Origin of the sequence: Enterococcus italicus (assembly GCF_023743875.1) — a bacterium.
Lineage (GTDB): Bacteria > Bacillota > Bacilli > Lactobacillales > Enterococcaceae > Enterococcus_G > Enterococcus_G italicus.
On record NZ_JAMRVB010000001.1, the window covers coordinates 151,476 to 166,834 of the forward strand.

At 39.3% G+C, this 15,359-nt stretch carries 14 protein-coding genes; all 14 read left to right on the plus strand.

All coding sequences use genetic code 11. The features are described 5' to 3' along the window. The first annotated feature begins 1 nt into the window (after window position 1). The 14 genes from NE257_RS00755 to NE257_RS00820 all read left to right on the plus strand — a co-directional run bounded on the left by NE257_RS00755 (window position 2) and on the right by NE257_RS00820 (window position 15,334). Window positions 2–1,363, plus strand: a complete 1,362-nt coding sequence (locus NE257_RS00755) for a PTS transporter subunit EIIC (RefSeq protein WP_251885561.1) — start codon at window positions 2–4, stop codon at window positions 1,361–1,363. Window positions 1,364–1,402: 39 nt separating this feature from the next. Further along, on the plus strand, window positions 1,403–1,678 hold the full coding sequence (locus NE257_RS00760) for a hypothetical protein (protein ID WP_251885562.1): 276 nt from the start codon (window positions 1,403–1,405) through the stop codon (window positions 1,676–1,678). Next, entirely contained in the window at window positions 1,675–2,142 is a 468-nt protein-coding gene (locus tag NE257_RS00765; protein ID WP_251885563.1) for an NAD(+)--rifampin ADP-ribosyltransferase, read from the plus strand. Before NE257_RS00760 ends, NE257_RS00765 begins: the two co-directional genes overlap by 4 nt. A 156-nt stretch (window positions 2,143–2,298) precedes the next feature. Further along, complete coding sequence (locus tag NE257_RS00770) at window positions 2,299–3,915, plus strand: SulP family inorganic anion transporter (RefSeq protein ID WP_251885564.1); 1,617 nt, start codon at window positions 2,299–2,301, stop codon at window positions 3,913–3,915. A gap of 307 nt (window positions 3,916–4,222) precedes the next feature. Continuing rightward, window positions 4,223–4,819, plus strand: a complete 597-nt coding sequence (locus NE257_RS00775; protein ID WP_007209040.1) for a ribonuclease H1 domain-containing protein — start codon at window positions 4,223–4,225, stop codon at window positions 4,817–4,819. Between the two features lie 274 nt (window positions 4,820–5,093). Next, on the plus strand, window positions 5,094–5,714 hold the full coding sequence (locus tag NE257_RS00780) for a LysM peptidoglycan-binding domain-containing protein (protein ID WP_251885565.1): 621 nt from the start codon (window positions 5,094–5,096) through the stop codon (window positions 5,712–5,714). Window positions 5,715–5,867: 153 nt separating this feature from the next. After that, entirely contained in the window at window positions 5,868–6,569 is a 702-nt protein-coding gene (locus tag NE257_RS00785) for a TIGR00266 family protein (protein WP_251885566.1), read from the plus strand. A 293-nt stretch (window positions 6,570–6,862) separates the two neighbouring features. Continuing rightward, window positions 6,863–7,480 (plus strand): NADPH-dependent F420 reductase, encoded by a 618-nt coding sequence (locus tag NE257_RS00790; RefSeq protein ID WP_251885567.1) that lies wholly within the window; start codon window positions 6,863–6,865, stop codon window positions 7,478–7,480. 161 nt (window positions 7,481–7,641) lie between these two features. Next, window positions 7,642–8,337, plus strand: coding sequence for a TetR/AcrR family transcriptional regulator (locus NE257_RS00795; RefSeq protein ID WP_251854909.1), 696 nt, complete (start codon window positions 7,642–7,644; stop codon window positions 8,335–8,337). Between the two features lie 14 nt (window positions 8,338–8,351). After that, complete coding sequence (locus tag NE257_RS00800; RefSeq protein ID WP_251885568.1) at window positions 8,352–10,742, plus strand: ABC transporter ATP-binding protein; 2,391 nt, start codon at window positions 8,352–8,354, stop codon at window positions 10,740–10,742. Between the two features lie 12 nt (window positions 10,743–10,754). Further along, window positions 10,755–12,602 carry an ABC transporter ATP-binding protein gene (locus tag NE257_RS00805; protein ID WP_251885569.1) on the plus strand — a complete coding sequence of 616 codons (1,848 nt, stop codon included), beginning with the start codon at window positions 10,755–10,757 and terminating at the stop codon, window positions 12,600–12,602. 389 nt (window positions 12,603–12,991) lie between these two features. Beyond that, window positions 12,992–13,357, plus strand: coding sequence for a bacteriocin immunity protein (locus NE257_RS00810; protein ID WP_007209021.1), 366 nt, complete (start codon window positions 12,992–12,994; stop codon window positions 13,355–13,357). A gap of 341 nt (window positions 13,358–13,698) precedes the next feature. Then, window positions 13,699–14,955, plus strand: coding sequence for a hypothetical protein (locus tag NE257_RS00815; protein WP_251885570.1), 1,257 nt, complete (start codon window positions 13,699–13,701; stop codon window positions 14,953–14,955). Then, a complete protein-coding gene (locus tag NE257_RS00820; protein WP_251854914.1) occupies window positions 14,948–15,334 on the plus strand; it encodes a YbgA family protein in 387 nt (128 codons plus the stop codon). Before NE257_RS00815 ends, NE257_RS00820 begins: the two co-directional genes overlap by 8 nt. Window positions 15,335–15,359: the final 25 nt, after the last annotated feature.

Consider the following 15,359-nt stretch of genomic DNA (forward strand, 5'->3'; position numbering starts at 1 on the left):
GATGAATGCTTTCTTTTCATTTTTGGAAACAAAATTATTGCCACCGCTTAATAAGGTCGCAAATCTGCGCTTTATTCGTGCCATCATGCAAGCTGGGATTATTACAGTACCATTCACCATTGTGGGTTCTATTTTTTTGATTATTAATAATCTCCCACAAATTATTCCGCCATTGGCTTCGTTTTTTGAGTCGACTATTTTAAAATTTGCGCCGATTTATTCTGTAGCAACAACGATGTCTATCGGTTCGCTGGCATTGTTTTACAGTCTGGGAACAGCTTATTTTTTGACGAATATCTACCGCAAAGAGGAGACGAAGGAATTAAGTAGCTTTGTAGGGGCAGTATTGGGTCTCTTTGCTTTTTTGATGACCATCGTCCAAGTAGATATCGGCAGTGAAGGCGCACAATTAATCCAAAAAGCGTCTGATACGGCCATTATTTATAATGGAGTTGCATTAGGTGGGTGGGTAACACGTTTTGGTGGTGTAGGAATCTTCATAGGGATTATTACTGCGATTTTGTCTACGCAAATTTATCGCTTTTGTGTCAAAAAGAATTTTACCATTCGCATGCCAGAAGGAGTGCCGATTGGTGTCAGTCGTGCATTTGCTTCGTTGATTCCGGCTATTTTGATTTCAGTTGTCATGATAGGAATCAATACTGGACTGGCCCTTTTGCATACGGATTTGCATGGATTGTTATCGAAACCATTTGAATTTGTTAAAGATCTGACGGGCTCATGGTTAGGAATTGTCGTTATTATGTTATTGATTCATTTATTATGGGCTGTGGGTGTTCACGGGACCGCAATTATCAAAAATAGTTTCGTCAATCCCATCTTGTTAGTAGCACTGACAGAAAATATTAATGGCTCGTCTAATATCTTTGCTGGCGACTTTATTAATATGTACATCTTCATTGGCGGTGCGGGGAGTACGCTAGGATTGGTCTTATTAATGATCTTTGTCGCAAAATCAGATCAATTGAAGATTCTTGGTAAAACGGCTATTTTACCTGGGTTATTTAATATCAATGAGCCAGTTATTTTCGGGGCACCGATCGTGTACAATCCGTACTTGATTATTCCATTTATTGTGACCCCGATAGTGAATGTTACGGTCGCCTATTTTGCGACGGACTTTGGATTGGTGAACAAAGTAATTACAGGGATTCCTTGGATTTCTCCAATTGGAATTGGGGCATTTTTAGGGACTGGTGGTGACTTCCGTGCTATCTTAATCGCTTTTCTTAATTTAGCAGTCTCGATTGTTTGCTACTACCCATTCTTTAAGATGTACGATGGCAAACTTTATAAAGAACAGATGGCGAGTAAGAGTGAGATGGGATCGACGAATGGATAGTAGATTTGAAAACAGGACAACCAAAAGGAGCAACAAAACATGAGCGATGCATTTCATCCGGGAAATAAAATTGTGCAACAATGTCTGCAAGGAATGGCATTGGTAGCAAACGGCGACACATCAGGAGCACGAGTACTATTTAGACAAGCGTTCGCTGCGGCTTCGTCGGACTTTGAGCGATTTCTTGCAACTTATGAGTGTGCGTTGCTGGAACAAGATAGCAATGAATACGTGGCAGGGCTTGAGAATGCTTTAGCCTATGCTAAGCAGTCCAACGAAATAAGTGACAGTCTGCATTTGCGACCATTTATTTGAAATTAGCAGAGAAGTACGATGAAGTTGACGAACGAGACAAAGCAGAACAGATGCGCAAATTGTCTTGCGAGTGGACTGGAAAAATATTTGATCAAGGACCTTTTTATCATGGGACACGAGCGGAGTTGTCAACAGGTGACTTACTTGTTGCAGGGCATCAGTCGAACTATGAAGATAACTTAATGATGAATCATATTTACTTCACTTCGAATTTGAAAGGAGCGCAGCTTGCAGCGTCACTTGCTAAAGGAGATGGGATAGAACGAGTCTATGAGGTAGAACCAATGGGCGATTTTGAAGATGACCCCAATGTGACGGATAAGAAATTTCCGGGTAATTTGACTAGCTCTTATCGTTCGACTGCACCATTACGAATCATAGGTGAACGAAACAAAGACTATGACGATGAATTGACGCAATGGCGCACGAAGTTAACGAAAAACAAAGGTGAAATTATCAACTAAAGCAAAAAACAGCTGATTCTAAGGGAGTCAGCTTTTTTGTCGGTCTTCTAATGAAAATTTTCAGTAATAAGCTATTTCCTTCTTGTGAAATGTCTAGTAAACTAACAGAGTTCATATGTAGCGCGCGGCTACAAATAGTAGAAAAGGAGTATAGTAGTGTTTAAAAATTATGTGCAATTATTGAAAAGCGAATTTACTGGTTATTCACTTCAAAAATTTCGGATGGATGTTCTCGCAGGTTTAACGGTGGCAGCAGTAGCCTTACCTTTGGCGATTGCATTCGGTGTGTCGAGTGGTGTGGATGCGGCGGCAGGTCTGATTACGGCAATCGTTGCGGGAGTGGTGATTGGTAGTTTATCAGGTGGTTTTTATCAAATTTCAGGCCCAACAGGAGCGATGGCGGCTATTTTGATGTCTATCGCCGCTAGTGAAGGTATCCAAGGGGTATTATTGGCGACATTTTTGGCCGGTATCATGTTATTACTTGCAGGCGTATTTAAATTAGGAGTGTTGACCTCGTTTATTCCGGCGCCAGTCATTACAGGCTTTACATCGGGGATTGCGATTATTATCGCACTTGGTCAAGTAGATAATTTATTTGGTACTCAGTCTAAAGGAGCCAATGTACTCGAAAAACTCGCTAGCTATCAAATTTTAGGATTCAAGCCAGCGATAGCTTCGTTAGTGATGGGTATTTTGGTTATGATTGTAATGGTTGTCTATCCCAAGAAACTCGCAACCTTGTTACCAAGCTCACTTTTTGCGATTATTGTGACGACTCTGGTGATGGTTCTCTTTCACTTGCCGATTGCGACAGTCGGAACCATTCCAACATCAATCATTAGCACCAATCGGTTGAGCATAGAGGCACTTTCGATTGGCTCACTTGAAAATGTACTGGTACCGGCAATTAGCATCGCCTTGCTGGGTATGGTTGAAAGTCTTTTGTGTGGAGCATCGGCTGGCCGCATGACGAATCGTTCATTAGATAGCAATCAAGAGCTTATTGCGCAAGGCATTGGAAATATGATATTGCCTTTCTTTGGCGGTATTCCAGCGACAGCGGCGATTGCTAGAACAAGTGTGGCTATTAAAGCAGGTGGACAAACGCGTCTAACTGGGATTATACACGCTCTTGTCTTATTTCTTTCGATGATGGTACTGGCGCCAATCATGTCTATGATACCAATGCCAGCACTGGCGGGTGTCTTGATCATTACCGCATGGCGAATGAATGAATGGCACATGATACAGACCTTTGTTACCAAAAAATATTGGGTATCATTGGCGATGTTTTTTGTTACGATGGCTTCTACGGTTATTTTCGATTTGAGTATTGCCATCGTTATCGGTGTCATCAGTGGCATGATTATTTTCCTAGTACGGAGCTCAGCTATCAAGATCGCACTGGAACCTGTTGATTGGCTACGAATGAACTTACCAGCTGCGACTCACTTATCTAGATGGACGGTTGTCTATATTAGTGGACCACTTTTCTTTATGTCAGCTGAAAAGTTGAAGCAAGCCTTGCAACAACTAGATGAACACGAAGGCGTCATCTTTTCGCTACGTGGCGTTCCACACATCGATATTACGGCGTTGGCCGTTTTTGAAGAGTTCCAAGAACAGGCCAATCTTCGCGGACAAAAAATTATGTATACGTCGTTACAACCAGACGTTGCTCAATACATGCAACACCTTTGGCAAGAAACAGAAAGCGAAGTCTACCCGACTGTCGCTCACGGCCTCGCGACATTGTATCCAGCAAGCTAGATCACATACTAGTGCTATAATAAAAGGAAACTAGTTAGAGGAAGAGAATCAATGGAGAAAAAATGGGTAATTAGTGGGATGAAGGGGCAACGATTTATTTTGCACCGGATCAAGCATTTCTAGTATCCGAAGACCAAGCAGCTCAAGAAGAATTGACAAAGTTATTGCAACCGTATCGCTAAAATTATTTGTTGGTAAGTAGGGATTATGAAGCATCGTGTATTTTACCTTTTTATTTTTTTCAGTCGCTTTTTTTCGTTCGAACGTGCTAACATAAAAGAATGATCTTACAACTGGAGGAGAGTCTATGGCAAAATATTATGCAGTGAGAATTGGAAAACAGCCAGGGATATATCAGACATGGCCTGAAGCACAAAAACAAGTCAAAGGATTTCCTAATGCGAAATTCAAATCATTCCCGACGAAGGAAGAGGCCGAGCGTTTTATAGAAGGCGGCATACAAAGCGACATACCCGACGAAGGACTAGTCGCCTATGTCGATGGCTCATTTAATCGAACGCTTGGTCAATACGGATCAGGCATCGTCTTTTTGAAAGAGGGTCAAGTGATTGAGAAGTTAGCGATTCCTGGAAAGGATGCAAACTATACAGAAAGCTTTCAAATTGCGGGCGAAGTGATAGGGTGTCTAAAAGCGATGGAATGGGCCATCGCACAAGGTGAGTCTCAATTAACCATTTACTACGACTACCAAGGAATTCAAGCTTGGGCAGAAGGTGATTGGCGCGCAAACAAGCCTATTTCGAAATATTACGCTGCACAATTTCAATTGCTACAGACTAAGATTGCTGTTCACTTTAAAAAAGTTAAAGCACATACTGGCGATACGTATAATGAACTGGCAGACCAGTTAGCAAAACAAGGTGCCAATCAAGCGATGGCATAACTAAGCTGTAAATCAGTATCTTTTATACTGATAAATAACGAATAGAATGAGTGAAAAGAGACGAATTTCGTCTCTTTTTTGTTTTCTCTCCATAAATACCTGTATTAAAAGAAAGTTTGTTCTGTAATATTTTGTAATACTTAACATCAAATTGTTATCTTAGCGCTATATCTCTGTAATATCTATATGTTTTAATAGGGCCTGTTGCTGAGAGAGTCAGCTATGTAGAGATGTCACGAAAGATTTGAAAGATAAAGGAGATACAATTCGTTTTATGAAGATCAAACAACTAGCATTAATGGTAGGTATCACAGGGGCTGCATTTTTAGGAATGGGCATGAAAGTGAGTGCCGATGAAGTAACACACACTGTAAAATCTGGCGAAACATTAAGTGGGATTTCTGCAAAATATTTTGGCGATTACACTCGTTACATAGAAATCGCAAATTCAAATAATATCAAAAACGCTGATTTAATTTTTGTTGGCGATACATTAAAAATTGATACAACAACTGGTGAAATTGTTGATGCAACTGCTGAAGAAGCAGCGATAGAAGCAACAACACCAGCTACAGAAACAACAGAATCAACTACTACAACAACTACACAAGCGACAGATGGTTCGGTTGAATCAATCGTTCGTGCAGCTGCAAGTGCATATGGTTGGGATTCAGGAGCAAACTGGGAAGCAATTCATTTCATTATCCAACATGAATCTTCTTGGAATCCAAACGCTCAAAACCCAACATCAACAGCATATGGCTTATTCCAAATGTTAGTTGAAACAAGTTCTGATCCAGCAGTCCAAGCTGCAAATGGTATGGCTTATATTGCAAGCCGCTATGGTACTCCTGTAAATGCGATGGATTTCTGGCAAGCAAATAACTGGTACTAAGCCTTAATGGACACGCAGTAAACAATAAAACGCTGAACAACTACAAGTGATTGCAAGTCCATCATTGGTTGTTCAGCGTTTTTTATTCGAGAGTTGCTAGCTATATTGTTTGCGGTCGGCTATACTAAAAGAAAATGTCTCAAAGGAGAAAAAATGAACTATAAGTTACTAGGAGATACCGATTCTCCAATATTACAGATTCAGTTAAAAACGGGTGAATCGATTCAACTTGAACGAGGAGCCATGGCTTACCATTCGGGTGTAGAGTTGACTGGAAAGTTAAATGCAAGTAAATCTGGTTTGGGCGGACTGATGCATGCGATTGGTCGATCAATGACAAGTGGTGAGAGCCTGTTTATCAGTAGTGCCACAGGACTAACTGAAGATAGTTTTATTGGTATCGCACCCGGGAAACCCGGGAAAATCCATCCACTTCAAGTATCGAATGCCAAGCAATACTGCTTAAATACCGGTGCATTTCTTGCATGTGACTCGCAAGTGACATATAAGATGGTCAGACAAAATATAAGTGGAGCATTTTTTGGTGGAACGGGCGGATTATTTGTCATGGAAACCACGGGGGATGGAACTATCTTTGTCTCTGCATTTGGCGATCTCTTAGAATTGACGGTTTCACCAAATCAGGCTCTGACAATTGATAACGAACACGTTGTTGCATGGGACACCAATCTTACGTATGACATTCAAGTGGCTTCAGGTACATTTGGCTTTAAGACTGGCGAAGGATTAGTAAATGTTTTTCAAGGATCTGGCAAAGTCATCATTCAAACACGCAATCTACGTAATCTTGGCGAAGCATTAACGCCATTTTTGAGTACTGGAAGCGGAAATTAGTCAAAATCATTTTTTCAAACTGCTTATAGAAAGGTTCATCATTTTGGTGAATGAATCGACCGTCATTCAGGCATCTATCTCAAAGATAAGATGTCTTTTTTGTGTGCTCTTTTGAAATAGGTATAAAGTGATGCTAAAAAAACACACTGTTAAAAAAGAATCTGATAAAAAAATCATCACTAAGTACGTAGAGATATTTTTTTAATTCTCGATACAAACTATTTTACTTACAAAAAGTAAGTTATCAAACTGACGTTGAAATAAATTAACTATGTGTTTGGAGTAATGAGAGTATGGCAACTGTAACAATTTTTGGTAAAGGTAGCATGGGAGAAGCAATTGGAAGTAATTTTGTTGATGCTGGGAATGAAGTAAATTTCGTTGCATCATCAGAGTCTGACAAAGTAAATAGTATAGGGGAAATCGTTGTTTTAGCCGTTCCTTATCCAACTGTAGAGGGAATTTTAGCAACATATGCAGATGAATTAGATGGAAAAACAATTATTGATATTACCAACCCAGTAAATTTTGATACATTTGATGACTTGGTTGTGCCAGCTGATAGTTCAGCTGCTGAAGTGATTAGCAACAAAGGAGGCACTGATAAAGTAGTGAAAGGGTTCAATACGACATTTGCTTCGACACTTGCAACAAAACAAGTAGCTTCTGAACATCAAACGACAGTATTACTTGCTTCTGACGATAGTGAAGCAAAACAACAAGTGACAGATGCATTAGATGGCAGCGGCTTAGCTGTGATTGACGCAGGTAGTCTAAAACGAGCACGTGAACTTGAAGCATTAGGTTTCTTACATATTTCACTAGCTGCAGTCGAAAAAATCAGTTGCGGCGACGATATCCGTTTTTGTAATTTTAATTTTTTGGCTAGTAAATACGAAGAAAAAGAATGAGTATTAAGATCTTTCCTGGTTGCCAATGGTGTAAACCGGTTGCAATCTTTTTTTTGTTTTATTAAGTCTTTTTCGCTTGCAAAAAAAATGATTTGAGCATATTATAAATGACGCAATGTCATATGACAGTGTGTCATTTTTTAGAGTAAAGGGGTGAAAACGTGCCAAAAGAAACATTTTTCCACTTAACGGAGGAAAAGAAATGTCGCATCATGAAGGCGGCTGAAAAAGAATTTTCAAAGAATCCATTAAAGGATGCCTCAATCGCCAATATCGTGAAAGATGCAGAAATTCCGCGCGGAAGTTTTTATCAGTATTTTGAAGACAAGGAAGATTTGTATTATTACTACTTTAATATTTTGCGTAAATCAAGTTTTCGAGATTTGTTAAAGACCATTCAAGAATATGACGGAGATTTATTTGCGGGCTTTGAAAATTTCTCAGAGAAGATGATTACCAATGTATTAAAAGACAAACATGCGAACTTTTATCGGAATTTATTCATGAACATGGATTACCGCTCCTTTAACAAAGTTTCCCCTGAAATGAGCGCTGGTCAAAAAATGGATGCAAAAGTTCAAAGGGAGAACCATTTAAAAGAACAAGAAAAAATGTGGACATCTATTGATCATTCAAAACTAAGAGTAGCGAACATTCACGAGTTACGGATGTTGCTCCATATGCTGATGCATAGTGTTTTTTCTACTATTATTGAAGCTTATCGCCATTTAGCTGAGGATGAAGAATACGATGTAAATCAAAGTTTGCGAGACTTACAACGCAAAGTCAGTTGGATCAAATCAGGTGCCTATCAGCCAAACCCTGAATCAACAATGACAAAAGAAAATAATGAGTAAAGAAGGTTGCAGAAGTGAAATTATTTAAGTATCTAGGAAAATATTGGTATGCCATTTTGGCTGCCTTACTCCTTTTAGTGGTTCAGGCCAATAGTGATTTGTCTTTACCAAGCATCACCTCTGACATTGTTGATGTGGGTATCCAACAAGGTGGGTTAGAAGAAGTTGCCCCGGATAAAATTCGAGAATCCACGCTCTCAGCGATTGAATTATTTATGACCGATGCTGAGAAAAAAACAATAAACGAGAATTATAAAGAAACGACCGAGACAATCAATGATAAAAAAGTGACTGTCTACAAATTAGATTTACAAAAAGGAACAACCAAAGAAGACTTGTCGAAGATTTTTGAACTTCCAATGTTCATGTTGGCATCCTCTCAATCTAGTAGTGCCAAAACTGAATCGTCTGCGAAATCCATTTTAACTGAATACCAAACGATGAGTGAAAATGGCCAAAAAGCAAAAGAGCTAGGGGAGCAAGCGAAAACACTTGCAGCCCAAGCGCAAACAGCAGGTGCAAAAGCGCAAACGGCAGCGGCTAGTGGAGATGTAGCAACGGCTCAAAGTGAAGCACAAAAGGCTCAAACACTAGGTGAACAGGCCAAAGAAGCGGGCGCACAGGCGCAAACATTAGCCAATGAAATCAAAACAACTAGTGACGCAATGCCGGCGAAAGTCTTGGCAGCAAGAAAAGAAACCAAATCTGAACTAGGCGACTTGGGTGAAGATTCGTTAAAGACAGTTGGGATTCAAGTAACATTAGCAGAATACAAAGCATTAAAAGTGAATACCAAATCGATTCAAACAGACTACATGGTCAAAAAAGGTACAGAAATGGTATTGCTGACGTTCATCTCGGCTTTGGCGTCAATTTTAGTCGGCTTGATTGCGGCAGTCGTATCATCTGCGGTAGGGAAGCATTTGCGTGAGCGTCAATTTAAAAAAGTCTTGCAATTTTCAAATGCTGAAATGGATAAATTTTCAGCGGCGTCATTGATTACTAGAAGTACAAATGATATCCAACAAATTCAATTAGGATTAGTTATGATTATCCGTTTGGTGCTTTATGCACCAATCTTAGGCCTGGGTGGTATTTACCACGTATACAAAACAGGTACAGGAATGGGCTGGATTATCGGTGTCGCGGTCGGTGCGGTCTTGCTATTAGTCTTGACGTTATTAGGTACGACAATGCCAAAATTCAAGAGCTTACAAAATCTAGTTGACCGAGTAAACTTGGTCTCAAGAGAAATCTTGACAGGCTTGCCAGTCATTCGTGCATTTTCACGAGAAAAATATGAAGAAAATCGATTTGACCGTGCTAACAAAGATTTGATGAAAACACAAATGTTTGTAAACCGTGCGATGTCTATCATGTTCCCAGTTATGATGCTATTGATGAATGGTGTATCAGTCTTGATTGTCTGGGTTGGCGGCCACAATATGGAAGCGGGCGAGTTACAAGTCGGTGATATGATGGCCTTTATCACATATACGATGTTGATTGTCATGGCCTTTATGATGTTATCAATGGTATCAATTATTTTACCACGTGCGAATGTATCAGCTGGACGTGTCGATGAAGTGTTGGAAACAACTCCAACGATTATCGATCCTGAACAACCAAATGATAAAGAAGACTTCCAAGGTGTCGTGAAGTTTGAAGGTGTATCCTTCCGTTATCCAGAAGCGAATGAAGATGTTCTTCATCATATTAACTTTACTGCTCAGCCAGGAAAAACGACAGCGATCATTGGATCGACTGGATCTGGGAAATCAACCATTGTGAATTTGATTCCCCGAATGTATGATGTGACAGAAGGTCGAATCACGATTGATGGCGTAGATATCAGAGAAATGAGTTTGCATAAATTGCGTGAGCTGATTGGCTTTGTTCCACAAAAAGGCATTTTGTTCTCAGGTGACATTGAATCCAATATTAAATTTGGGAATGTCGATGGTATTTCCGACGAACAAATGAAGAAAGCTGCGATGATTGCACAAGCAGAAGAATTCATCCAGTCCAACGATGCTGGCTACCAAAGGGAAATTTCTCAAGGTGGTACCAATGTATCTGGGGGACAAAAACAACGTTTGGCCATTGCACGTGCACTTGCCAAACAACCAAAAGTGCTTATTTTAGATGATTCACTTTCAGCGTTGGATAATAAGACCGATGTTGCGTTGCGGAAAGCATTAGCAGAACATGCGCAAGGAATGACGCAATTAATCGTTGCCCAAAAGATTTCGACGATTTTACATGCGGACACAATTATCGTCTTAAATGAAGGCCGAATTGTTGCCCAAGGTACACATGAAGAACTCATGGCAACTTCAGCTGTTTACCAAGAGATTGCTTCGTCACAATTAAGTAATGCCGAATTGGGCTTGGAAGCAGAATAGGAGGCGAACCAAATGGCAGAAAAAGAACAACCTCGCCGCCCTCGTGGTGGTATGGGACCAGGTGCTGGTATGGGCGCCGTAGAAAAAGCAAAAGATTTTAAAGGAACCATCAAAAAATTATTGTCGTATATGGGAGCTTATAAGGTAGCTATCTTCTTTGTGATGATCTTTGCGGCTGCATCGACAATCTTTAATATCTGGGGACCAAAAATTTTATCCAAAGCGATTACTGAATTATTTAATGGCTTGATTAAAAAATACCAAGGAACAGGAAGTATCAATTTTGACAAAATTGGTTCAATTCTCCTTTTCATGCTCGGCTTATACACAATTGCCGCGGTGTTTGGGATTATTCAAGGCTGGATTATGTCAGGGATTTCGCAAAAGATTACCTATCGTATGAGAAAAGAAATCTCGGAAAAAATTAATCGCATGCCGATGAATTATTTTGAAAGCCGTACGACCGGTGAAGTACTGTCACGAATTACTAATGATGTGGACACGCTGGGCCAATCATTAAACCAATCAATCACACAGTTGATTACATCGATATTTACAGTCGTCGGGGTCATTGCGATGATGCTTTCAATTTCCGTACCGATGACCGGAGTTGCTATTTTAATCGTGCCAATTTCATTGATCTTGATTTTACTTGTAGTCAAATTGTCGCAAAAGCATTTTAAAACGCAACAAAAGTATTTAGGGAAAATCAATGGACAAGTCGAAGAAACAATTGGCGGCTACAACATTGTGCATTTGTTTAATGAAGAAGAAAATGCATTAAATGAATTTACGAAACAAAATGATATTTTGTTTAAATCTGCATGGAAGTCGCAATTTCTATCAGGGTTAATGCAACCAATCATGAACTTTGTCGGTAACTTGGGCTATGTGGCTGTGGCAATTGTCGGTGGGATTTATGCGTACAATGGTAAAATCACAGTCGGAGACATCCAAGCCTTTATCCAATACGTCCGTAACTTAACACAACCTATTGCACAAATGGCGCAAGTATCAAATATGCTGCAATCCATGGCTGCTGCGGCGGAACGTGTTTTTGAATTTTTGAATGAAGAGGAAGAAGCACAAACGGTGGAAAATCCGGTGAAAATCGGCCGCGTTCGCGGTGAAGTGGACTTTGAAAATGTTCACTTTGGTTATACGCCAGATCGAATTATTATCAATGATTTTTCGAGTCATATCAATCCTGGTGAAACAATCGCAATTGTTGGTCCAACAGGGGCCGGTAAGACAACAATGGTCAAACTATTAATGCGTTTTTATGACGTGAATTCTGGTGCAATTAAAATTGATGGGCACAATATCAAAGACTTCAATCGGGCGGATTTACGATCCAATATTGGGATGGTGTTACAAGATACTTGGTTGTTTAAAGGAACCATCATGGAAAACCTGCGCTATGGGAATCTTGAAGCAACAGATGAGCAAGTTTACGCAGCTGCAAAGGCAGCTCATGTGCATCACTTTATTGAAACATTGCCTGGCGGATACAATATGGTTTTAAATGAAGAATCGTCCAATATCTCGCAAGGTCAAAAACAATTATTAACAATTGCACGAGCAATCTTGGCAGATAAACCAATTCTAATTCTCGATGAAGCTACGTCATCTGTTGATACCAGAACAGAAGTTTTGATTCAACAAGCAATGAATAATTTAATGGCTGGTCGTACTTCTTTCGTTATTGCACATCGATTATCTACTATCAAAGATGCGGATAAGATTCTATACATGCAAGATGGGGATATCAAAGAACAAGGTACACACGAAGAATTATTGGCTCAAAACGGCTATTATGCAGCTCTCTACAATTCACAATTTGAAGAATTAGCCGGTTAAAAATAGCATTTTTAACTTTAGTGTGTATCAAATAGGGGAGACTCTGCACAATTTTTCACTAAAATCACATCTCGTCAATGAAAAGAGTTAACATCCAATTACGTAGACTATTTGGACGTTAACCATACGATCGATGGGTTTCAACGGATTTTTTACTATATAAATTGCAACTTTATTCTTTTGAGAATAGGTTGCTTTTTTTTTGATTAGTAGAGCAAGAATTGAATAATTGGCTAAGAAGCATTTTGAAAAAAAGATTTCAATTTTTTTACATTAAGTACGAATGCAGATAGTTTCTTCATCATAGTTCGATTATTGGGAATTTACTTAGTTGCAAAAGTACTAAGAAAGAGGAATAATCTAGTTGAGAGGGTGAGAGAGGTGCAAAAATGAAGAAAAATGTGGAAAAGCAATTGCTTTGTGAGCAAGCGAAACAAGAGATTATAAAATTAGTAACACAATTACAAGAAAGAAAGCAACCATCGCCGGAGTTACTAGATATTATCGATGTTTTGCATCAAGTCCACGCAACATTAGATAAAGCGAAAGATCCTGAGGTATTAATCAACCACATGGTGAATTACATTCGTAGTATGGCAATCAAAGGTCGGCTACATTTTCCAGCGGAGGAAGAAAAATCAATGATGGCATTAGGTGTCATTGGCCAGCAAGCAGGTTGGAATAGTCAATATATGGCCAATTTTTCGGATAAATCACAATTTTATCGCTTTGGTGAATCCGTCCCACGTCATTGATTCGTGAATAATAAAAAATGAAGTTGGAAAGACTGCGTTTACAGTGTTTTCAACTTTTTTGTTGTAAAAAGGAAAAAATAGTAGCCACGAATAAAAGGGGAAAGTAGTTGGTGAATGGTTGGAAAAGGATCATTAAATTCTTGCTTGTTTTTCTTGGATATGAAAAGATGAGGAAAGTGATAAACGGAAATAAGTTTGAAAAAAATAATTATTTGGAGGGAAACGTGTAGACAATCAACTCTTTCTGTTACAAATATGGGAAAACGAATGTATTTTTATTAGCGAATACCTTAAATATTGTGTCATTTATATTGTTTTTAGGCTTGAGTGATGGTCACTCGTTGCTTTCAGTTTTGCCTTTCGGTTGTTTTTATACTGTACAGCTTGTGGAGATTTTCTTTATCAACGAAGCCAAATCAGTTGTTTCAAGTGTTGACATCGAGCGGCTAGCGCTTCTATCTGGTCTGGTGGGTACATTTTTTGCAATGTTGGGGACCTTTTTCTTTGGATGCTATGTTGTTGCAGGAATATTGATTGGGTTAAGTTCATCCTGGCTAGAAATCGCCAACCTGACAGTGAATCACTATCAACCTAACAAAGAAGTCACAATTCACTATAGTTTGCTTAGTATCGGGATTGTGCTTCTTTTAGGCGGTCTATCAATCGCCGGTGCTTGGCGATTTACGTTGTCTTTTGCTCTTTATTTCCTATTCTATCTTATTGGGTTTCAGTATATTCGTGAAGCAATTCAGCGGGAGAAAGTGCAACGACTATCCGTTAAAGAATGGAACACGCTTGTTTCTAAGAAGGAAAGTTTGTTGTTTTTGGGAATGGGGGCGTTGATTTTTCTTCTTTGGATTGGACGATTGGTCAACTCTGAACGAGAAATTGAATTGGCTCTTATCGGTTTCTGTATCTTATTTTTCTTGTTTTTTATTCAGACAAAAAATCAGCGAACGAAATGGAAAGTGGCTAAAAGCATAAATGTCCTTTGTTTTTTCAATGGTGTTTTGGGAAATTATTTGATTCTTTTTGGAGCAATCTATGTTAGTCAATGTTATGGTCAATCGTCCACTGCTTGGCTATTATATGTACCCTATGCTGTAGGCATGTTGGGTGCAACCGTTAGTTTCTCATTTTTGGTGCGACGTTTGGGCAATTATTTTGAGGGGGCTCTATTTGGCATTCTTTTCTTGAGATTTTGTACCGTCTTTTTTGAGAAACGCATTTTTGGGGGATTTCTATTTTTAAACTATGGTCTGTTCTTGTTGAATCTTTGGTTAAATCGCCAATACTTGGCAACAACGACACTTCATAAAGAACAACAATTAGTTGTAAAAAAAGTGACTCAAAACAAAGGAGCCATCACGCATCAATTTGTCCTCATGTTGGGGTTCCTTTTGGCCGGTCATTTTCAAGGTTTTTCATTGCAACAATTATTTCAAGTACAAGAACAGATTATAGGCAATCGTGCAATCACAAGTAGTTTAGCCACTATTCGCCAAATTTCAAGTGTCATCGGTGGGGTGGTTACATTGGGATTGATTGGCTGGACCATCTGGCGTGCGAACAAAGTGGAAGTGAAAGAATATGAATGATGACAATCGAAGGTTACAAGAATTTCAAAAATCTTGGGCACAAAATAAATATTGGGTGATGGGAAGGTCGCAACAAGCATACAATGCTATTCGACAATTGGCCAAGAATAATCAGTGGTCTGATGAAAAGCAAGTGCACTATGCAACGATTTTGGCCTCTTTAGAAGAAGTGTCCCCTAGCTCAAAGACAACCCGTGTTGTTGCGGAACATATCTGGGGATACTTTAAAAAGCGTGCAACGCCCGAAGAAAAGCAAATGTTTCAACAATTAGTAGAGGATGAAAACCGAATCATCCAGGAGATGCCACGTTTTCTAAAATCACTCCAGTTAGCCTATCCAGATGCGTATCTAGCAAAGATGCGATGGTTTGACGAATAAACAACAAGAACATGTTTTCGATTTT